Below are 20569 nucleotides of genomic sequence, written 5' to 3' on the forward strand. Positions count from 1 at the left end.
TGCAACTTCGCGAACAGCGCTGGGATCAATGACCGCCGCCGGTGCCGAGGATCGCGGCGAGCAGCCGGCCTTCGAGCTCGGCAAGGTCGGGGTTACCATGCCGGCGCGGATGCGGATAGGGAATGGGAAGATCGAGCGCGATCCGCCCCTCGTCGAGCACGATGACCCGATCGGCGAGATGCACCGCTTCGCTGACATCGTGGGTGACGAGCACAGTGGTGAAACCGAGTTCGCGCCACACGCGATTGATGAGTTCCTGCATGCTGATCCGCGTCAGCGCATCGAGCGCGCCGAGCGGCTCATCCAGCGCCAGCACACCCGGCCGGCTCACCAGCGCCCGTGCCAGCGCCACACGCTGCCGCTGACCGCCGGAGAGCCGCGCCGGCCATTCGCCGGTCTTCTCGCCAAGCTGGACTTCGGCAAGCACGGCCTCAGTCGCCTTCAGCGCCGCCCGTCGGTCGATGCCGTCACCGAGCCCGACCACGACATTGTCGGCGACGCTGAGCCAGGGCAGCAACCGCGGCTCCTGGAAAACGATGCGCGCATTCGGGCTCGCCTGTGCGCCCTCGGCATCCTCGAAATGCAATTCGCCGGCGCTCGGCTCGTCAAGGCCCATCAGGATGCGCAGCAGCGTGCTCTTGCCGCAGCCGCTCTTGCCGATCACGGCAACGAACTGGCCGGCCGGAATATGCAGGTTGATGCCGCGCAACACGCGGTTGGTCCCAAAACTCTTTTCAAGCCCCGTCAGGCTGATCGCCGCCGCCCCCGCGGGGGCGATGCGTTTCGCCGCAGATTCATAGGCCGGCTCGTCGCCGGCAGCGTGAAAACGCTCATGCGCAATCGATGTCATGGCGTCTCTCCTATTTCTGATAGACCGGGTTCCAGGCGAGCGTCCGCTTCTCCAGCGCCCGGGCGATGACATCGGCAAGCTTGCCGAGCACGGCATAGATGACAAGGGCGAGCACGACGACGTCAGTCATCATGAATTCGCGAGCATTGTTGGCCATGTGACCGATGCCGGACGATGCAGCGATCGATTCCGATACGATCAGCGTCAGCCACATGATGCCCAGCGCATATCTCAAGCCGACGAAGATCGACGGCAGCGCGCCTGGAAAGATCACCTTGCGGAACAGCGTCCAATTGCCCATGCCATAGACCTTGCCCATCTCGATCAGGTCGCGATCGACATTGCGCACTCCATGATAGGTGTTGAGATAAACCGGGAAAAGCACGCCGAGCGAGGTCAAAAAGAGCTTCGATTCCTCGCCGATCCCGAACCACAGGATGACGAGCGGGATCATCGCCAGGTGCGGAATGGTGCGCAGCATCTGCAGTGTTGTATCGGTCAGCTGTTCGGAAATGCGCGACACGCCATTGGCAATGCCGAGCAGGAAACCGATCGAGCCGCCGACGAGAAGGCCGGCAAAGGCGCGGCCGGCGCTCACCAGCACGTCGTTCGGCAACTGGCCGGAAACCGTCGTCGACCAGAAGGCGAGGCCGACATCGGCCGGCGACGGCATGATGCGCGACGAGATCCAGCCGACAGAGGAGGCAAGCTGCCAGAAGGCCACGATCACCACCGGCACTAGGTAAGGCGTCAGCTTCTCCAGGCCGGGCAACGGCAGGCGTAAACCCGCCTTCGCGGCCTTTTCGGAAGCGACAGACCGTACAAACGGAGTATCGAAAGTCGACATGCAATGTCCTCACGCTTTTCGGGAACAGGACGTCGCAAGCCGTAGACGGCTTGCGACGGTGTCGCGCTCTGCGTCTTCGTCGAACTCAGGAACCGGAGACGACTTTCAGATTGCCGCCATGGCTACCGCCGGCGAAAACCTGCTTGCGCCCGAACTCATTGTTGAAGCCCAGGCGCTGCTGCTCGCGGGTGATGCCGAGTTCGGGGAAAAGCAGCTCGGCGACGCGATAGGCCTCTTCGAGATGCGGATAGCCGGAACCGATCACCGTATCGATTCCGATCTCCTGATATTCGCGAAGGCGCGCGGCCACCGTCTTCGGTGACCCCACAAGCGCGGTGCCTGCACCAGCGCGCACCAGGCCGACGCCGGCCCAGAGGTTCGGCGAGACTTCGAGTTTATCGCGGCGCCCGCCATGAAGGGCGGCCATGCGTTTCTGGCCGACCGAGTCGGACTCGTGGACGAAGCGCTCCTGCGCCTCGCGAATCGTATCGTCGTCGAGATGGCGGATCAGCCGTTCGGCCGCCTCCCATGCCTCCTCATCGGTTTCGCGCACGATGAAGTGCAGGCGGATGCCGAAGCTCACCTCGCGACCGCGCTCGCCGGCGGCCTTGCGCACCTTGGCGACCTTTTCGGCTACCTGTGCCGGCGGCTCGCCCCAGGTCAGGTATTTGTCGACACGGCCGACGGAGAAATCGATGCCGGCGTCCGACGAGCCGCCGAAATAAAGCGGCGGGCGCGGGTTCTGCACCGAAGGAAAGCCGAGGCGCGCATTGGTCGCCTTGATGTATTTGCCGTCGAAGCTTGCCGTTCCCTTTTCCAGCAATTCCTCGAAGACGGTGAAGAACTCCTCGGCATGGGCATAGCGCTCGTCATGCTCGAGATGGATGCCGTCGCCGGCAAGCTCCGCCGGGCTGCCGCCGACGACGATGTTGAGCAGCAGCCGGCCGTTGGAGATGCGGTCGAGCGTCGTCGCAAGACGCGCATAGTAGGCAGGAGACGCCGTGCCGGGGCGGATCGCCACCAGGAACTGCAGCTTCTCGGTCTTGGCGGCAAGAGCTGCCGCCGTCACGAAGGATTCTTCGCAGGCAACCCCAGTCGGCAGCAGCACGCCGGAATAGCCGAGCCGGTCGACGGCCTGGGCGATCTGCGTGAGATAACCGATCTCGGGCGCGCGGTTGAGCTCGGAGGAGCCGAGATAGGTGCCGTCGCCTGAGGTCGGGATGAACCAGAGGAAATTGATGGGATTTGAGGTGGTGGTCATGGAAGACGGTCCTTTGCTGCGAATTCGAAAATCAACACGCGGTCGAGATGGCCCCCGGGCAAGCGCAAACCGTCTGCCTACGCAGCGCCGCCGCACGGATGCTTGGGAGGATCGCGGTGGCGGCGCAGGTCGTGAGAAGGCCGGGTGACTGGCTGTGCGTGAGCATCTGAATATTCCTGTCGATCGGCTGGCTACCTTCCCGGCACCCACCCACCGATCGCCAGAATAGTGGCATAGACCACCAATTAGATCGACAATATCAATTTGCTATTGTAATCCGTTTTGGAGAATATTTTTCCGGATCGGCGACATGGAGGCCCACTCCATGTCGCCGCGCGAAAAACTTGGCCCCCGGCGAAAAATCAGCTCGCCTTGGGACGCCAGACGATATCACCGGTCGTAAGCTTCTTCGGCAGGATGCCGAGCCCGTAGAACTCATCGGCGAGCGACTGCTGATAGGCGGCAGCGGCATCGGTGATGGTCGAGACGCTGCCGAGGTCGGCGCCCTTGCGCGTCAATGTCACGCGCGTCACCTCAACCGGCACGCCGGTGATCTCGGAAAGCTCCTTCACCGTCGCGTCGAGATTGCTTTGTGCCGACTTGCCGACCTTGGCAAGCTCGTCGATCACGTCGACGATCACCTGCCCGTTGGCGTCGGTGAAATCACGGTTGGCGAGGAAGAAACTGTAGGAGTCGACGATGCCTTCGGCGGTCGTCAGGATACGCGTCTCCGGATCGGCTTCGGCAATCGCCAGATAAGGATCCCAGATCGACCAGGCATCGATGCTACCATTCTTGAAGGCGGCGGCGGCATCCGGCGGCGAAAGGTCGAGCTGCTCGACATCTTCGGGCTTCAGGCCCGCCTTACGCAAAACCTTGACGGTTACGTTATGGGCGCTAGAGCCGCGCTTGAAGGCGACCTTCTTACCCTTGAGGTCCTCAAGCGTCTTGATCGGCGAATCCTTGCGCACGACGATGGCCGAGGCTGCCGGGCTACCCTTGTAGAGACCGACATAATAGAGCTGCCCGCCGGCCGCTTGGGCAAAGAGCGGCGGCACATCGCCGGTCGCGCCGAAATCGAGGGCGCCGGCGCCCAGTGCTTCGAGCAGCGGCGGGCCGGAGGTGAATTCCGACCAGCCGACGGTAATGCCGCGATCGGCAAGCCGCTTCTCAAGTGCGCTGCGACGCTTGGCGAGCGCCAACACGCCGTTCTTCTGCCAGCCGATACGGAACTCGCTGGCGGCAGCGCGTGCCGGCCTGACAGCTGGCAGAATTGCCGTGGCCGCGGCTGCTGCGAAAAGCCCGAGAGTTTGTCGACGTGAAATCATGACTTTCCCCTTTTTGATGGCGCCGAGCCTGTTTTCGGCTGGTCGACCTTTCAGCGATGAGTGTCATGATGATGAAATCTATAATTTATATCGACAATTTTATTTGCAAGATTCGGCCATTGCTGAAATTTTGCGGCCCGGATATCGCGGTTAAGCGGATTTTTTTCGCGCGTCCGCTTTGCCGGCTGCTATTCCACCCCGTCCCAGCCTTCGGCGGCCAGACGCTCACGGATGAAGGTTGGGCCGCCGGCAAGGCGCTTGGCAAGCAGGCTTGCGGGATCGACCATGCGCCAATAGGCGTGAGCGTCGAAACCGGTTCGTCCTTTTCCAGCGCACCGAAGGACAGTTCGGCGATCGCACGCAAATGCCGCTGCACGGTCACCGGGCAACAGGCATCCGCCCCGTATTGGACAGCGAGACGGCGGCGGAGGACGCCGATGTCGGTAAGCACACCTTCCGGCGCTGATCGAATCTGCTCTACGACCATCTGCTGCGATGGAATGAGCATCGCCTGCGTTCCGCTGCGGCCTTTGCGCCGCGGCTTGATCGTCGGAATTTCGCTCATGTCACCCTCGGAACATAATGCCTTCTTCCCAATCTAGGGCTCGGCCGAACGGTGGCCAGCCTCCTATGCACCAATCGGAAACAAGTCCTTCTTCACGGGCTTTTCTGCTCCCACCGTTTCGGTTAATCCTCAAGCCTGCACTTGAGGAAAAGGATAGGACATATGGCTAAAGTCGCGTTCATCGGTCTCGGCGTCATGGGGTTTCCCATGGCAGGCCATCTGAAGACGAAGGGCGGCCACGATGTTACCGTCTACAATCGCACTGCCGAAAAAGCCGCCGCCTGGGCCGAGAAATTCTCCGGAAAATCCGCCCCTACCCCGGCAGAAGCTGCCACTGGGGCCGATTTCGTCTTCGTTTGCGTCGGCAATGACGAAGATCTCCGATCGGTGACATCGGGCGAGAACGGCGCCTTGCACGGTATGAAGCCAGGCTCGGTGCTGATCGACAACACCACCGCCAGCGCCGAGGTCGCCCGCGAACTTTATGCGGCGGCAAAGGAACGAGGCGTCGATTTCATCGATGCTCCCGTCTCCGGCGGCCAGGCCGGCGCTGAAAACGGCGTCCTGACCGTCATGTGCGGCGGCGACGAAGCCGTCTTCGAACGCGCCAGGCCTGTGATCGACGCCTATGCCCGCATGGTCGGTCTGATGGGGCCGGCAGGCTCGGGCCAGCTGACCAAGATGGTCAACCAGATCTGCATCGCCGGCCTCGTCCAGGGGCTTGCCGAAGCGCTGCATTTCGGCAAGCGCGCCGGCCTCGATATCGAAAAGGTCGTCGAGGTGATCTCCAAGGGCGCAGCCGGCTCCTGGCAGATGGAAAACCGCCACAAGACCATGAACGCCGGCAAATATGATTTCGGCTTTGCGGTCGACTGGATGCGCAAGGATCTCGGCATCGTGCTCACCGAAGCTCGCCGCAACGGCGCCAAGCTGCCTGTCACCGCCGTCGTCGACCAGTTTTATGGCGACGTTCAGGCGATGGGCGGCAATCGCTGGGACACATCCTCGCTGCTCGCCCGCCTCGAGAAATGATCGGCCCCTCCTCCGATGCGGCCGGATTGATCGCGCATCTCGAAACGCTGCGCTCGGAGGAGAATGTCGCCGCCATGGCGCGCTTTGGTATCGTCACCGGCCGCGCCCTTGGTATCTCCAATCCCGATATCAGGGCGGTCGCCAGACTGGCGAAGAAGGATCACGTCAGGGCGATGCAGCTCTGGCGAAGCGATATCCGCGAAGCCCGCCTGCTCGCCCTCTACACCGCCGAGCCGAAACGCTTGACGATGGAAGAGGCTCGAAATTGGGCCAATGATTTCGACTCATGGGAAATCGTCGATTGCGCCGCCGATCTCTTCGTCGAGGCTCGGCTGGATGACCTCGTCCGGGACTTCGCAGACGACGAGCGCGAATTCGTCCGACGCACCGCCTTCGCCATGATATCAGGTGCCGCCGTCCATCGAAAGAAGGAGCCCGATGCGGCCATCCTTGCCTGGTTGCCGCTGATCGAGGTCCATTCCGGCGATCCACGAAACTTCGTGCGCAAGGCGGTGAATTGGGCGCTGCGCAGCATCGGCAAGCGTAATCTCGCCTGCCATGCGCCGGCGTTGGCGCTCGCAACGACCCTGGCGGAGAGCTCTGATAAGACCGCCCGCTGGATCGGCAAGGATGCCGTCAGGGAATTGGCCGGCGAAAAGCTGCTGGCGCGGCTGAAATAAGGCAGAGGCCGGCTCCAAGGTGCCGCGCCTCTTCGTCAATGCTGCCTGGATTTCTCGACCAGGAAATCGATCAGCACGCGGACTGCCGGCGGCATGCCCTTGGCGGTCGTGAAGACGATGTAGAACTGGCTCTCCTCCGACTGCCATTCCGGCAGCACCCGCACCAGTTTGCCCGCCCGGAGATCGGCCTCGCAGGCACTCTCGAGCAAAAGCCCGAAGCCGAGGCCGGCACGGGCCGCGTCGAGGATGGCTGTCATGCTGCGGCAGGTGAGCCGCGGCTGATGCCGAATCACTCGTTTGACGTCATTTGGACCGATCAATTCCCAGGTATGGAACGACACCCATGACGTCATCGCCAACGTCGGCAGATCGGCGAGATCATCCACACCATTCAAGCTACCGGTACGCTCGACGAGCGCGGGACTTGCCACCAGGATACGCCTGATACGGTCGAGCTTGCGCATCGTCAGGCTCGTCTGCGTCTCCGGCTCGTTGGTCGCCCTCACCTCAAGGTCGATCCGTTCGTTGATGAGGTCGGCGCGCCGGTCGGAGCCGATGATCTGCAGCTTGATCTTCGGATAACGTTCCAGGAATTCGGGCAGGATCCCCCCGACCGAAATGTCGACGAGACCGAGCGGACAGGCCATCCGCACCACACCTTGCGGGTCGGACTGAGCCTCGCTGACGAGCGATTTGGCGCGATCGGCCTCCTGCAGGATGGTCTGGCATCTTTCGTAGAAAGCTTGGCCGATCTCTGTCACCCGGAAGTGACGGGTCGAGCGTTCTATAAGCCTTGCGCCAAGACCGTCCTCAAGCCGGCTGACCCGCCTGCTCAGTTTCGAACGCGGTATCTTGAGATCGCGACTTGCAGAAGCAAAACCGCCGCTGGAGACGACAGCGGCGAAATAATAATAATCGTTGAGATCATCCATAAGCACAAGCTATCCGAGAGTAGGAATGAAGGCCAGCCCCTGCAAAGGTTGTACCCTCTCTCCAAAAAAGCTGTGATCACATTGTCGGCATTGGACTTTCTTTTCACGACATGTTGCGGCAAAGCCAACCAACGCCGAGCAGGACAGCAATCGACAGCCGTCTGTGCGGTATTTCTATCGGCTGAACCAGCTCATTTCAAAAATTGGAAAAACGGGGGCCTCGGGAAACAAGGCTGGCAGGATGCCGACCTGCGATACGCAACGCGCCGGTTCGGCTCACCTGAAAGGCCATCGTGATCGACGGCGTTGAAGACTGCACGCCAAAAACAATGCAAGGACGGTCCGGCAGGGAAGACCGGACACGTCCCCGTAGCTGATCGGAGGTCACTCGGATCAGAAACTGATTTAAGTGCTCCCGGTCCGAAGACCGGGAGCATCCACCAAGTGGATTAGAACGAACGCTGCAGACGGAAGTAGCCCGTCGTGGAGTCGTCGCCATCATCCGGATCGAGGTACTGAACCGAAGCCTTGGCGTAGAAGTTGTCGACGATCTGGTAATCAACCGTCAGACCGACCTTCCATGCATCGCCGAGACCGTCGAAGTCATCCGGAACAACCTTGGAACCGCCAAAGTAGTTGCCGTAGTACTGAACGGCCGGGGTGATCTTGAGCTTGTCGGTTGCCTTGATTGCGTATTCGGCAGCAACAGCCCATTCAGCCGTCGAGTAGTAGGAGTTCGGGCCGGTGGAGTATACGCCGGCGAGGCCGAGCGTGCCGGGACCGATGTCAACCGTACCCATTGCACGGACAGCACCGTCTTCATTGTCGACGTCGTAGCCGGCAGTGATCTGGTAGCTAAACGCACCGGCAGTGCCGCCGAGACCAACAGCAACGCCAACGTTGTTGGCTTCTTCACCAACCTTGTAAACGCCATCTTCCAGTTCGTCGACGCTGATGCCGGCGTAGAAGGTGCCGCTTTCATACTGATAGCGGATGGAGTTGTGGAGCGTTACAACCGAACCGATGTCGTCGGTTTCGCCGGAGAGACCATCGTCCCACCAGCTGTAGAAGAGACCGGCGCGGAAGCCCGCGACGTCGAGGTAAGCGGAGTCGAGAATAGCTTCCTGATCGGTGGCGTTGTCAGCATTGAACTGCATGACGATGACGCCGGTCAGCGGACCATACTCGGTGTCGCTCTTGGCCGTGAACTGAACCTGACCGCGGGTGACGGCATCCCAGTCCGAATCGCCGCCGACATCTTCGCCAACGTTGACCTGGAAACGGATGTAGCCTTCGATCTTGAGGCAGGTTTCGGTGCCCGGGATGTAGAAGTAGCCGGTGCCGTAAGCGTCGCAGACGCGAACATATTCAACCGGTTCCGGCTCAGCAGCAACAATAGCGTCAGCTGCAAGAACCGGCGTCGATGCAGCAAATGCTGCTGCTGATGCAAGCAAAACCATTCTGATGTTCATTTACCAATCCATTCCTTTGTCGATCGGGGCTGGCTTCCAATCGGGTAGTCGATTTGAAGCCGGCCCAGTTTGAACAGCCATCTCGGCGTGCGGATCGATCGAACCGCCAAACCGTCATCACATACAAGGCTTGATCAAGCAATTCTCGATACACGCCAGATGGGTTCCGTTGAGCAACTTTCCCTGAGGACGTGATTTTTATACAACAATTTCAATTATCTAGGAAGAAAACACACCAAACGGCTCCGCGACGGAAATCCTCCATCGCAAGCCGCAAACGCTACGCCCCATTTGTCAAATTCTCCACCGTTCGACCCCCGTCGAACACACTGGTGAAGCGCATAAACTCTACCGCCGGCTAATGAACACATACAAGGCAGCGGCTTAGAACATGGTGTTCTGAATTCGATACCAATGCGACGAAATAATGACATAACGCCCACTGATGAGATGGATAATAACTCCGCAATCCTTACCAGGCTATATATATTTTGCGGATTCCAGCACGATTTGGGCGTTTTTTGCTATTTTTGGGGGTTTTGTGCAGTCCGAAGCCACATTGTCTTACTCTTAGCTCTTACCGAGCGAGTATACTTAAATGTGGCGGGGCCTGCCTCAAGCAGGCCGCAATCGGCGTGCGATCGAGCATGTCGCGTGCGGTCTCGGACCGCACGACTCGCTTTGTTGCAACTTATCGCTTTCCCACGCGATCGGCGATCGCGCCGGGAGACTCAATCCTCGTTGGACTTGGCATTCTCGAGAATCATGTAGTCGAGCGGCAGTTGCGTCGAATACTTGATCTGCTCCATCGCGAAGGCCGATGAGACGTCGCGAATCTCGATCTTGGCGATCATCCGCTTATAAAAGGCGTCATAGGCGGCGATATCGGGCACGACGACTCGCAGGAGATAGTCGACATCGCCGCTCATCCGGTAGAATTCGACCACTTCGGGGAATTCGGCGACCACCTCGGAAAAGCGCCGCAACCATTCGATCGAATGGGTGGCAGTGCGAATCGACACGAAGACGGTGACCTTGGTGTTGACCTTCTCCGGATCGAGGATGGCGACTCGGCGCTTGATGACGCCGTCTTCTTCCATCTTCTGGATGCGCCGCCAGCATGGCGTCGTCGAGAGCCCCACTTTCTTGGCGAGATCGGCAACGGCAAGAGTCGAATCTTCTTGCAGAAGACGCAGTATTTTTCGGTCGAGGCGGTCCATGCGCACAACAGTCCTTTCGAATTATTTTCTTTGTATAACTCGATTCCGCGCGACGAAAAGAATTTTGTTTCAGGAAAGCAGCTTTTTCGTCCGATCCTGCAAGACCGGGAGCAATTCTTTCTCGAACCAGGGATTGCGCTTCAGCCACCCGCTGTTACGCCAGCTCGGATGCGGCAGCGGCAGCACCGTCGGCGATCGGCCGGACAGAAGACCGTCACGCCACGCCCGCACCGTCTCGGTCATATTGCCCCGCTTTTCACCGGTCATATGCCAGGCCTGCGCATATTGGCCGATGACCAGCACCAGTTCGATCTGCGGCATGGCCGAGATCACTCTTTGCCGCCAGAACGGCGCGCATTCGCGCCGCGGCGGCAGATCGGCACCCTTATCGTCGTAGCCAGGAAAACAGAAGCCCATACCAACGATGGCGAATCGGTCGCAGTCGTAGAAGCTTGCCCTGTCAACGCCGAGCCATGACCGCAGCCGGTCGCCGGAAGCATCGTCGAACGGCAGGCCGCTCTCATGCACCCGAAGTCCCGGCGCCTGTCCGGCGATCAGGATGCGCGCGCTCGACGAAATCACCGCCACCGGCCGCGGCTCGTGCGGCAGCCGGTATTCGGGCCCCTTCGCCGGCGTGTCACGACAGATTCGGCAGGACGCGATCTCCCGCCGCAACGTCTCCAGCGTGGCTTCATCGTTCATGGCTTCACTCCCATCCGGAAATCTGCCCGATGAAGCGCAGGACGCCGTCGAAACCGGAACTGTGGCGCGCATGGTCGCGCACATCGCGCGGCCGCTCGAAGGTCCCGGCCCAGAGGCCCGCCTTCCGAGCCTTCGCCTCGGCCTCTTCTTTAGCATAACCGCCATAGGAGATGGCCATGCCCCGCCGCACCATGGCGGCATTGATGTCACCGTCCGCTTCGCTCCGGCAGACGACGAGCAGCCTGTCGTAGCGGTCGCGCCGGCTGCCCTGGCACAGCGTTCCGGATGCCAGCATCATGTCCTGCAGCGCCTCGCGCGCCGACCGGCCGCAGGCCCAAGCCTTCCCTGCCCGCTGGCAGCTCTGATTGAGTTCCGGCGCATCGATGCCTTCGAGGCGCAAACGTTCGGCTCCCAATGTCAGACTGTCACCGTCGGCCGCGTGGAAAGCACCCATATGCTCGATCTTTGCTGCGTCGTTGAGCTTGGCGGCGATCAGCGCCACGAGCACCAGCAGGGCAAAAGCGGTCACGCCGTCGCGAATCAGGCGCAGACCCCGTGTCACGCTTTTGCCTCCTTAAAAAACAAATCCTTGGCAAAGATGGCAAACATCTTCTTAAGAATTGCCGGTTAAGCTCTTATCCACCCTGGGATGAAGTTTCAACGTGCACATGAGTACCGGCGTAAGCACATCGACCGACAAGATCATCGTCGACAGGTCGCGCAGCCACCGCAACAAGGCCGTTTCCAAGGCCGTGCGGCAAACGCGCGAACGTCTTCAGTCCGGTCATGCGTCCAATTCCTCCTTCGACCGTGACGTGCTCAAGATGTATGTGACGTCGATGCTGCAGGGCGCGACGATCATGCCGCTGTTTGTTGTCATCATCACCGCGCTTGGCGTCTATTTCACCCAGAACACCCAATTGCTCTTCTGGGCGCTGCTGACGCTCACCTGTCACACCGGCAATATCCTGCTCGCACGGCGCGCGCGCCGGCAGGAAATCACCCCCGAGAGCGCCCGCAAATGGCGCCGCATGCTGCTGCTCGGCCAGTTCCTTCTCGGCTGCTGCTGGGCCGTCTTCGCCCTGCAGGGCTGCGACACTTGCGAGCCGTCGAGCTTCATTCTTTATAAGGGCGCCACGCTGCTGATCGCGCTCTCCGTCACGGCGATGTCGAACTTCATGCTGACGCCTGCCGTGCTCGCCGCCTTCTCGCCGGCGGTCCTGGCGCTCGCCGCCAAGAGCGGCCTGTCGCGCGACTTCCTCGAAATCAGCCTGACGGGGCTCTTCACCACCACTCTCGTCTTCTTCAACTATATCAGCGACCGGCTCTTCAAGTCGAACCTCAGGATCCTCTCCTACCAGTCTGAAAAGGACGACCTGATCGCCGAGCTCGAGGTGGCGAAATCGATGTCGGACGAGGCTCGCCGCCGCGCCGAAGAGGCGAACCTCGCCAAGTCCCGCTTCCTTGCCTCCATGTCGCACGAGTTGAGGACCCCACTCAACGCCATCCTCGGATTCTCAGAGGTGATGTCGGCCGAAGTCATGGGACCGCTCGCCAATCCGACCTACAAGGAATATGCCGGCGATATCCACCGCTCCGGCCAGCATCTGCTCGATCTGATCAACGAGATTCTCGACTTGTCGCGCATCGAAGCCGGCAAATACGAGCTGAGCGAGGAGGCGATCTCGCTTCTCGATATCACCGAAGATTGCATCGGCATGGTCCAGCTGCGCGCCCGCGGCAAGAATATTGCCATTTCGGACCAGTTCGAGCGGCAGCTGCCGGCCATCTGGGCGGATGAAAAATCGATGCGCCAGGTGGTGCTCAACCTTCTCTCCAATGCCGTCAAATTCACGCCGCAGGGTGGCGAGATCCATGTCAAGGTCGGCTGGACGGCCGGCGGCGGTCAGTACATCTCGATCAAGGACAACGGCCCCGGCATTCCGGAAGAAGAGATCCCCGTCGTCCTGTCGGCCTTCGGCCAGGGCTCGATTGCCATCAAGAGCGCCGAACAGGGTACCGGTCTCGGCCTGCCGATCGTCCAGGCGATCCTTGCCAAGCATGACGGACAGTTCCTGCTGAAATCGAAGCTGCGCGAGGGCACCGAGGTCATCGCCATCCTGCCCGCCAAACGCGTGCTTCAGAGCCTGCCAGCCGTCGAGGAGGCCCAGGCCGTCGCGCGCAAGCGCAAGAGTTTTGCCTGAATCAGCTAAAGAATAGGTGCTTGCCGAGAACGAAGCCGAGATAGAGGCAGCAGGCGGCGATCATGCAGCTTACCGCGAAAGAGCCGAGATCCTTGGCATGTTTGCCGACGATGGAAATCTCCGGCGAAATCCGGTCGATCACCTCTTCGACGGCGGTATTCATCGCCTCCATCGAAAAGAGTGCGAGAAACAGAAGCACCGCGACGACGATCTCGCCGACACTTGCACCAACGAGCGCCAGCGCTGCGATCGAAACGACGAAGAAACCAAGCTCCTGGCGGAAGGCCGCCTCTTTCAGCACCCGCAGGAAGCCCGCCCAGGAGTAGTTGGCCGCGGCGAAAAAATGCCGAAATCCGGTCTCTTTCGTCACCGCAGGCTTCGTCAAGACACCCTCTCCTCTTGCCGTTGCGTCACAGACCCGGGAAAGCTTGCCGTCTCCCCTTCGATGAGCGAATACGCAAATACCGAATCCCCTTGGGCGGCGCAAGCAAAGGCGGGCGGATCGGCCGCGCCGACCGCGGGATCGGCGGCACCGGCCGCGGCCTCAATGCTTGTTGGTCACACCCGCCTGGGCGAAGGTCGCCATGCCGGAATGGCAGGCGGCGGCCGCCTTGACGATACCGGCGGCGAGCGCCGCACCGGTGCCTTCGCCGAGCCGCATGCCAAGCGCCAGAAGCGGCGTTTTGCCGAGCATCTCAATTGCGCGCAGATGTCCTGGCTCGCCGGAGACATGGCCGATCAGGCAATGATCGAGTGCGGACGGATTGGCGGCCTTCAGGATCGCTGCCGCCGCGGTTGCGACATAACCGTCGATCAGCACGGGAATGCGCTCCATGCGGGCGGCAAGAATGGCGCCGGCCATCGCCGCGATCTCGCGGCCGCCGAGCCGGCGCATGATCTCCAGCGGATCATCGAGATGGTCGCTATGCAACGCCACCGCCTTTTCCACCGCCGCGATCTTGCGCTCCAGCATCTCGCCTTCCGAACCGGTGCCGGGTCCCACCCAGTCGCGTGCCGAACCGCCGTAAAGCGCATAATTGATCGCCGCCGCAATCGTCGTATTGCCGATCCCCATCTCGCCGATGCAGAGCAGGTCGGTGCCGCCGGCGATCGCCTCCATGCCGAAGGCCATGGTCGCGGCGCAATCGCGCTCGGAAAGTGCAGCCTCTTCGGTGATGTCGCCGGTGGGATAGTCGAGCGCCAGATCGAAGACTTTCAGCCCGAGATCATAGGCGACGCAGATCTGGTTGATCGCAGCCCCCCCGGCGGCAAAATTCTCGACCATCTGCTGCGTCACCGCGGGCGGAAAGGGCGTGATGCCCTGTCTGGTGACGCCGTGATTGCCGGCAAAGATCGCCACCAGCGGCCGGTTGACGGCAGGTGTGCGGCCCGTCCAGGCGGCAAGCCAGAAGGCGATCTCCTCAAGCCGTCCAAGCGCGCCCGGCGGCTTGGTCAGTTGCGCGTCGCGTTCGCGCGCCGCCACCAGCGCGCGGGCATCCGGGCCCGGCAGGTCACGAAGCAGGGTACGGAAATCGTCGAACGGCAGGCCTGAAACGCTCATCTGTGCGGTTTTCCTATGAATCCGGTATTCTTGTCTTTTCCACGCAAATCAGCTTCCTTGCGGGTGGCAACTCTCTTAAAGCGGGCGGACGAGGCGAACAACTCCAAAAGCGCCGCCGCGACCATAAGCCGAAACCTCTGGCAGAACGAAGCAGAATGAAGATCAAGGACCATGCGGTCGACACCGCCCGCGCCGTCGCCTTCCTCAGCCGCATTCCGATGCCGCAATCGCTGTTCAAAGGCTATGACGGCAGGCTCGGCCGGCTGGTGCGCGCCTTTCCCTTCGCCGGCCTGGTCATCGGCTTCGCCCCCGGGCTCGCGCTCCTCCTGCTTTTGGGGCTCAGGGCCGACCCGCTGATGGCAGCTCTGATCGCGCTTTCCGTCCAGGCTCTCGTCACCGGTGCGCTGCACGAGGACGGCCTGGCCGATACGGCCGATGGCATCGGCGGCGGCAAGAGCCGCGAGCAGAGCCTCCTCATCATGAAGGACAGCCGGATCGGCACCTATGGCGCGATCGCATTGATCCTGTCTTTCGCGATCCGCGCAGCCGCGCTTGCCGCCATCGCCCGACATTCCTCGCCGCTCGCTGCCGCCCTTGCCATTCTCGCCGTCGCGGCACTGAGCCGCGGCGCCATCACCTGGCACTGGCAGCGGCTGGCACCGGCAAAGGCCGATGGCGTGGCTGCCTCGACCGGCCAGCCGGACGAGGCGGCGATGCAGTTTGCGCTCGCCGCGGCCGGCCTCGTCGCAGCGCTTCTGATCTGGCCTGCCTTCGGCCTGAGGCCGCTGGTCGCAAGCCTGCTCGCCACCGGGATCGCAGGGCTTTCCTTCACCGTTTTCATCCGCCGCAAGCTTGCCGGCCACACCGGCGATACGCTCGGCGCAACCCAGCAAATTTGCGAGATCGCCACCCTTTGCGCTCTTGCCACCGCTCTTTGAAACTCCGATATATCGCTCATGCAAACACCCTGCATTCACGTCTGCTCCATGGAGCCCTCCGCCGGATTTTGCGCCGGCTGCGGCCGGACTCTTCAGGAGATTGGCAGCTGGATGACCTACTCCGACGCCGAGCGAAGACGGATCATGGCGCTGCTGCCGGCAAGGCTTGCAGGCATCGCCGCGGTGCCGAACCATATGGAAACAAGCCTCGCCAGTCGGTCGGAGCGGCCTTTATGATCCGTTTGACCGTCTTCCTCGTCGTGATCGGCATCGGCCTTGCCGTGTTGATCGTCAACAATGACAGCGGCCATATCCTTGGCCTGCAGAGCGATGACTTCGGCCGCGTCGTCTATCTGTTGCCGATCGCGCTGATGCTGTCGGCCGGCATCTGGGCCAGCCGGCGCAGTGTCGGCGAAACGATGCGCCAGATGATGATCTGGCTGGTCATCATCCTGGCGCTCGCGACCGTCTATCTCTATCGCCAGGAGGCGCTCGGCGTCGGCAACAGGCTGCTCGCCGGCCTCGTTCCCGGCCACGCCGTCGTCGTCACGACAAGCGAGGGCGGCCAGGAGATCATCCTGCACAAGCTGCTGAACGGCCATTTCGAAGCCGATGTCGCTGTCAACGGCCAGACGATCCAGATGCTCGTCGACACCGGCGCCAGCATGGTGGCGCTGTCGCGCGAAGATGCCGAGCGGATCGGCATCGACCTCTCCGGCCTCACCTATTCCATGACCGTCATGACCGCCAACGGCCGCGGCCGCGCAGCACCCGTCACGCTCGACCAGGTGGCGATCGGCCCGATCGTCCGCAACAATGTCGCAGCCAGCGTCGCCGAGGACGGCCGGCTCGACCAGAGCCTGCTCGGCATGAGCTTCCTGGAAACGCTGGGCTCCCTGCAGATGCAGACCGATGAACTGCGCATGCGCGATTGAACCCGGCGCCGAGGCGCTCACGATCCGTTGTCAGCCGTTCGCCGATCGACGAGTGCCGCGAAAAGCGCTGCCGACAATGCGAGCGAAGCCGATATCAGCAACAGGCCGAATAGCGTGTGAACCGCGCCCGGCCCACCGAGAAACAGCCCGGCGACCGAGGCGATGAGTGCTCCGCCGCCAATCGACATCGCGGCAGCAAGGCCCGCGGCGGTGCCTGCGAGATTGCCGCGCACGGACATCACACCCAGATTGGCGGCGGGAAAGGTCAATCCGTTGCCGATGCCGATGAATATGCAGGGTCCGAAGAACGCAAGGACGTGGGTGGCGCCCGACATCGAGAAGATAAGCCCAAACAATAGACCCATACACGTCACCAGGCGCGCAATGACAAGGGTCGTGCCCGGCGAGTTCCCGGTGAAGCGGCCAGCGAGATAGCTGCCCAGAATGAACCCCGCAGGGATCATTCCCATGTAGAAGCCGAGCTTTGCGCTTGATCCGCCGACCGACTCGCCAACGGCCGACGATGCTCCTCCCAGGAAAATATAGAGAGTGCCCGTCGAACAGGCCATGCACAGCGCATAGGCCCAGAACCGTGCCGAACCCAGAAGCTGCCCATAGGAGGCGAGATGGTTGCCTCTCGATCTCGATTTGTGTTCGGCGGTCTCCTTGAGCTCGCGCATGGAGATCGCGAGGATGGCGGCCCCGAGCAGCGCAAGGGCGACGAAAATCGACCGCCATCCGAACAACTCGTCCAAAGCTCCGCCGAAGGTGGGACCCAGCATGGGAGCAATTGCCCATCCCATGGCGGCGTAACCAATTCTGTTGGCGGCCTGACCTTCGCCCGCCGTCTCCTTGATGACGACGAGGGCGACACAAAAACATGCGGCGATGGACGCTTGCATGGCGCGAAACAGAAGGAAGATGCCGATATTTGGAGCAAGGGCGCAACCGACGGAGGCGACGATGAAAATGGCGACGGCGACCAGTGCGACCGGTCTGCGCCCATATCGATCCGACATTGCGCCTGCGACGATCTCCGTCAGGGCGTTGACGATCGCATAGCCCGCAACCGACAGATTGACGAGCGCGAAATCGGCTTGGAACGTGGCTGCGATGTTCGGCAGCGCCGGCAGATATATGTTCACCGGCAATACCGAGAGCGCCGTGAGCAGGAGGAGGATCGTGCGCCGGGGCGCCGCCGCGGTCGATGTCGCAACCGTCGTGTCGGTCATGCGGCTGCTGGAGTTCTGAACAGCATTGTCGCGAGTCATGGTCTTGCCCGTCTTGTCAGCGAGATGTCGGGGGAAATCTGACGAGGCGCAGCCCAAATTCAGGGCATAAAAAAAGCCCCGTCAGGAGCTCGATTTCCGCGCATGGGGCTGTTTGCCGGATGGTTACACCATCCTGCCCATGCGCTCTATCACCACGACAAGAACCATTGCGATCTTCATGGCCGCTACAGCTAGAGAGTAATTCGCACTCCGTCAATGCGCCGCTTTTTGACGGGCGGAGCGGCTTTACGGCAGCGTTCGGATCTGTCAGCTTCAAGCGCAACAACAAGACCACAAAGAGCAAAAAGAAACTTCCCGTGCATAATTCCTGAAATCGGAATCGATTTCAGGAATTATGCAGCAATTCAAAGTGCTACAGCGTCCTTTGCGCGTCTGAAAGACGCGCGGCGCTGTAGTCTGGTGGCACCGCATGTTCGACCGGCCTTCGCCTTGGGCGAGGCCTTAATCCATGGGTGCGACAGGAGTTTCGCGATGAATTCACTTTGGCCGATCGTCATCGGCGGCGTTCTGCCGGCTTTCTTCTGGGGCATCACTGCCATCTTCCAGAAACAGAGCGCCACATCAGCTACCGGCTCCGCCATCTATCTGATCGCCTTCGGCGCTGTCTGCGCGCTCGCCGGTCTGCTCGCCGCGCTGATCTGGCGCCCTGCCCCCTGGACCGCCGAGGGTCTCGGTTTTGCCGCCATCGCGGGCGCCTGCTTCGCCGTCGGCACCGGCCTCATCAGCTTTGCGCTTTTTGCTTATGGCGTCCCGGTTTCGAAACTCGCTCCGATCTGGAGCTGCAACGTGCTGGTGACGCTGGCAATCGGCGCCGTCATTCTCGGTGAAGCCTCCGAGGTCAACATAATGAGGCTCGCCGCCGGTACCGTCCTGATCATCTCAGGCGCTCTGCTCGTCAGCAGCGCCTGAGATGAAGCGGGCGCAACACGCAGCAGGAAAGACAAGCCTTCGTCGCCAAATGCACCTGCATTGCAGCACGTTCTGCTTTGTTGATATCCTGCGTCAAGGCGCCTCCACGCGTCGTACGGAGCCAACATGAACCTGCGACAATTGAAGACATTCCTTGCGGTGATCCGGCACGAAAATCTGACGCGCGCCGCCGCCGAGGTCAATCTCGCTCAGTCGAGCCTCAGCGACCAGATACAGGCTCTGGAAGAGGAATTGGGCGCAGAGCTCTTCCTCCGCTCGCGGCAGGGCGTGGTCCCGACACCGGCGGGCGCGGTCCTCAAGGCCTATGCCGAAGAGATATTGGCGCTGAACGACGAGGCGAAGGCCGCCGTCAGTGCTGCAGCCGGCAGCGCTGGACAGTCCATCACCTTGGGTACGCTCGAAACCATCGCCGCCGAAAGGCTGGCGCCGTGGCTATCACTCTTTCGCAAGAAGAACCCAGACGTCGGCCTCAAGCTCAAGGTCGGCGGCAGCGGCGAATTGGTTGCGCAGTTGCAGCAGGGCTCGATCGATGTCGCCTTCACCTTCGATCGCGGGCATCAGGACGAACGCTTCTTGACGCGCCGCATCTGCAGCGAACAGTTGGCGCTGATTGCCGGCCGCGATTTGCAAGCCCGACCACCCGCAAGCCTCGCCGCACTGAAGAACGCGCCCTTCGTCGCCACCGAAACCGGCTGCGTCTACCGTCACCTGTTCGAGACCGCCTTTGCCGACGCCGGCATCGCCACGCCACCGATCGTCACTGAGGCCGACAGCATCGCCACGATCATCCGACTCGTTGCATCCGGCACTGGTTACGGCCTTGTGCCACGCCTTGCGCTCGGCCATGCGGCAACACGCGACGACGTCGTCGAACTGCCATGGCCGGGCAATCCACCTGCCGCTTCGCTGATCATGGTGTGGCGCCGCCGGCGCGTTCAGCCGCCGGCGCTTTCTCTCTTGCTGTCATCAGCGTCCGACAACCTTCAGCCCCTCAAACCAGCCGATGTCCGCCTTCAACGTGCAGGATAGTGCCTGTGGTGAAGCCGTTGCCGATCAGGAAGCGGATCGCATCGGCAATATCCGCGGGCCTGCCGACACGCCCGGCTGGCAGGCGTTGTGCCATGGCCTCAAGCGTCGCCTGCTTGGCGTCGCCGGCAACCAAGCTCCAAATCGGCGTGTCCACCCATCCCGGCGACACGGCGTTGACGCGGATCGGCGCCAGCTCGATCGCCAACGCCCTGACCAGGCCTTCGAGCGCAGCGTTAACCGCTGCGACGACCGATCCCCGCGCCGCCGGCCGATAGGCCGCAACGCCCGATGTATAAGTAATCGATCCTGATAGCGGCAGGAGGGGCGCACCGTATTTCGCCAGCAGCAACGGCCCATAGAACTTGCTCTCGACCACACGTTGTGCCGCCGCAAGTTCGATCGACGGCAGCAACTGGTAGGCGCCTTCGATGTCAGCGGCGGTGCTGACGATATGGTCAACGGGATCGCTATTGCGGAAAAGCGCCGCTACCTCTTCCTCTCGCGATATATCGACGGCAAGCGTCGCCAATCCAGGGTGATCGCCGAGATCGCGCCGCGCCGCCGCAAGCCTGTCGGCGCTACGTCCCGCGATCGTCACCGACGCTCCCTCCTCAAGTAAGCGTGCAGCAAGCGCCAGTCCCATGCCGGAACTGCCGCCAACAATAATGATCTTCGCGCCTTCGATCCTGATATCCGTCATCTGCCGTCTCCTTCTTGGCTGACCAGCAGATGCCCCAGGCCAAAACGGAAGAAAAACGGAAGAAATCGATAACATCATCGGAAAATCCGAT

At 61.6% G+C, this 20569-nt stretch carries 21 protein-coding genes and 1 pseudogene; 8 read left to right on the forward strand and 14 right to left on the reverse strand.

Going from position 1 to position 20569, the window contains the following annotated elements; all coding sequences use genetic code 11:
- Nucleotides 1-25 precede the first annotated feature (25 nt).
- The 5 genes and pseudogenes from NE851_RS22760 to NE851_RS22780 form a co-directional block, all read right to left on the reverse strand.
- Entirely contained in the window at nucleotides 26-850 is an 825-nt protein-coding gene (locus NE851_RS22760; protein ID WP_063475038.1) for an ATP-binding cassette domain-containing protein, read from the reverse strand.
- A 10-nt stretch (nucleotides 851-860) separates the two neighbouring features.
- A complete protein-coding gene (locus NE851_RS22765; RefSeq protein ID WP_047610188.1) occupies nucleotides 861-1697 on the reverse strand; it encodes an ABC transporter permease subunit in 837 nt (278 codons plus the stop codon).
- A gap of 85 nt (nucleotides 1698-1782) precedes the next feature.
- Nucleotides 1783-2958 (reverse strand): FMNH2-dependent alkanesulfonate monooxygenase, encoded by a 1176-nt coding sequence (gene ssuD / locus NE851_RS22770; RefSeq protein WP_047610189.1) that lies wholly within the window; start codon nucleotides 2956-2958, stop codon nucleotides 1783-1785.
- Between the two features lie 362 nt (nucleotides 2959-3320).
- Complete coding sequence (locus NE851_RS22775) at nucleotides 3321-4286, reverse strand: aliphatic sulfonate ABC transporter substrate-binding protein (RefSeq protein WP_063475039.1); 966 nt, start codon at nucleotides 4284-4286, stop codon at nucleotides 3321-3323.
- A gap of 150 nt (nucleotides 4287-4436) precedes the next feature.
- A pseudogene (locus NE851_RS22780) lies at nucleotides 4437-4851 on the reverse strand (hypothetical protein).
- A gap of 162 nt (nucleotides 4852-5013) precedes the next feature.
- Between NE851_RS22780 and NE851_RS22785 the strand changes: the two are divergent.
- Both NE851_RS22785 and NE851_RS22790 read left to right on the forward strand, forming a co-directional pair.
- A complete protein-coding gene (locus NE851_RS22785; protein WP_047610195.1) occupies nucleotides 5014-5883 on the forward strand; it encodes an NAD(P)-dependent oxidoreductase in 870 nt (289 codons plus the stop codon).
- Nucleotides 5880-6563, forward strand: coding sequence for a DNA alkylation repair protein (locus NE851_RS22790; protein WP_047610196.1), 684 nt, complete (start codon nucleotides 5880-5882; stop codon nucleotides 6561-6563). Before NE851_RS22785 ends, NE851_RS22790 begins: the two co-directional genes overlap by 4 nt.
- Nucleotides 6564-6598: 35 nt before the next feature.
- Here NE851_RS22790 and NE851_RS22795 read toward each other — a convergent pair whose 3' ends face one another.
- The 5 genes from NE851_RS22795 to NE851_RS22815 all read right to left on the reverse strand — a co-directional run bounded on the left by NE851_RS22795 (nucleotide 6599) and on the right by NE851_RS22815 (nucleotide 11451).
- Nucleotides 6599-7495, reverse strand: coding sequence for a LysR substrate-binding domain-containing protein (locus NE851_RS22795; RefSeq protein WP_047610198.1), 897 nt, complete (start codon nucleotides 7493-7495; stop codon nucleotides 6599-6601).
- A 449-nt stretch (nucleotides 7496-7944) separates the two neighbouring features.
- Nucleotides 7945-8967 carry a porin gene (locus NE851_RS22800; RefSeq protein ID WP_047610200.1) on the reverse strand — a complete coding sequence of 341 codons (1023 nt, stop codon included), beginning with the start codon at nucleotides 8965-8967 and terminating at the stop codon, nucleotides 7945-7947.
- 731 nt (nucleotides 8968-9698) lie between these two features.
- Entirely contained in the window at nucleotides 9699-10187 is a 489-nt protein-coding gene (locus NE851_RS22805; protein WP_004678404.1) for an Lrp/AsnC family transcriptional regulator, read from the reverse strand.
- 69 nt (nucleotides 10188-10256) lie between these two features.
- Nucleotides 10257-10889: a uracil-DNA glycosylase family protein gene (locus tag NE851_RS22810; RefSeq protein WP_047610204.1), complete on the reverse strand. Its 633-nt coding sequence runs from the start codon at nucleotides 10887-10889 to the stop codon at nucleotides 10257-10259.
- Between the two features lie 4 nt (nucleotides 10890-10893).
- Complete coding sequence (locus NE851_RS22815) at nucleotides 10894-11451, reverse strand: thermonuclease family protein (protein WP_097543688.1); 558 nt, start codon at nucleotides 11449-11451, stop codon at nucleotides 10894-10896.
- A 106-nt stretch (nucleotides 11452-11557) separates the two neighbouring features.
- Here NE851_RS22815 and NE851_RS22820 point away from each other — a divergent pair, with 106 nt between their 5' ends.
- Nucleotides 11558-13093 carry a sensor histidine kinase gene (locus tag NE851_RS22820; RefSeq protein ID WP_063475041.1) on the forward strand — a complete coding sequence of 512 codons (1536 nt, stop codon included), beginning with the start codon at nucleotides 11558-11560 and terminating at the stop codon, nucleotides 13091-13093.
- Between the two features lies 1 nt (nucleotide 13094).
- On the opposite strand, the gene NE851_RS22825 is transcribed toward NE851_RS22820, so the two are convergent.
- Together NE851_RS22825 and cobT are read right to left on the reverse strand one after the other, a co-directional pair.
- A complete protein-coding gene (locus NE851_RS22825) occupies nucleotides 13095-13478 on the reverse strand; it encodes a diacylglycerol kinase (protein ID WP_254957935.1) in 384 nt (127 codons plus the stop codon).
- Nucleotides 13479-13637: 159 nt separating this feature from the next.
- A complete protein-coding gene (gene cobT / locus NE851_RS22830; RefSeq protein ID WP_047610212.1) occupies nucleotides 13638-14654 on the reverse strand; it encodes a nicotinate-nucleotide--dimethylbenzimidazole phosphoribosyltransferase in 1017 nt (338 codons plus the stop codon).
- 155 nt (nucleotides 14655-14809) lie between these two features.
- On the opposite strand from cobT, the gene NE851_RS22835 reads away from it, so the two are divergent.
- From NE851_RS22835 to NE851_RS22845, 3 genes are read left to right on the forward strand one after another with little or no spacing between them, the layout of a single operon-like run.
- A complete protein-coding gene (locus NE851_RS22835) occupies nucleotides 14810-15592 on the forward strand; it encodes an adenosylcobinamide-GDP ribazoletransferase (RefSeq protein WP_097543690.1) in 783 nt (260 codons plus the stop codon).
- 18 nt (nucleotides 15593-15610) lie between these two features.
- The gene (locus tag NE851_RS22840; RefSeq protein ID WP_097543691.1) at nucleotides 15611-15829 is read left to right on the forward strand and encodes a DUF1289 domain-containing protein; all 219 of its coding nucleotides are present in this window, start codon (nucleotides 15611-15613) and stop codon (nucleotides 15827-15829) included.
- On the forward strand, nucleotides 15826-16527 hold the full coding sequence (locus NE851_RS22845) for a TIGR02281 family clan AA aspartic protease (protein WP_047610219.1): 702 nt from the start codon (nucleotides 15826-15828) through the stop codon (nucleotides 16525-16527). Before NE851_RS22840 ends, NE851_RS22845 begins: the two co-directional genes overlap by 4 nt.
- A gap of 17 nt (nucleotides 16528-16544) precedes the next feature.
- On the opposite strand, the gene NE851_RS22850 is transcribed toward NE851_RS22845, so the two are convergent.
- The gene (locus NE851_RS22850; RefSeq protein ID WP_132572004.1) at nucleotides 16545-17798 is read right to left on the reverse strand and encodes an MFS transporter; all 1254 of its coding nucleotides are present in this window, start codon (nucleotides 17796-17798) and stop codon (nucleotides 16545-16547) included.
- Between the two features lie 492 nt (nucleotides 17799-18290).
- Between NE851_RS22850 and NE851_RS22855 the strand changes: the two genes are divergently transcribed.
- The gene (locus tag NE851_RS22855) at nucleotides 18291-18728 is read left to right on the forward strand and encodes an EamA family transporter (RefSeq protein ID WP_047610224.1); all 438 of its coding nucleotides are present in this window, start codon (nucleotides 18291-18293) and stop codon (nucleotides 18726-18728) included.
- 126 nt (nucleotides 18729-18854) lie between these two features.
- On the forward strand, nucleotides 18855-19778 hold the full coding sequence (locus NE851_RS22860; protein WP_132572010.1) for a LysR family transcriptional regulator: 924 nt from the start codon (nucleotides 18855-18857) through the stop codon (nucleotides 19776-19778).
- Here NE851_RS22860 and NE851_RS22865 read toward each other — a convergent pair.
- Nucleotides 19741-20478, reverse strand: a complete 738-nt coding sequence (locus NE851_RS22865; protein WP_047610228.1) for an SDR family oxidoreductase — start codon at nucleotides 20476-20478, stop codon at nucleotides 19741-19743. The two genes, NE851_RS22860 and NE851_RS22865, sit on opposite strands and share 38 nt — an antisense overlap.
- Between the last annotated feature and the right edge of the window lie 91 nt (nucleotides 20479-20569).

The sequence above is a fragment of the Rhizobium anhuiense bv. trifolii genome (assembly GCF_024346605.1).
Classification (GTDB): domain Bacteria; phylum Pseudomonadota; class Alphaproteobacteria; order Rhizobiales; family Rhizobiaceae; genus Rhizobium; species Rhizobium anhuiense.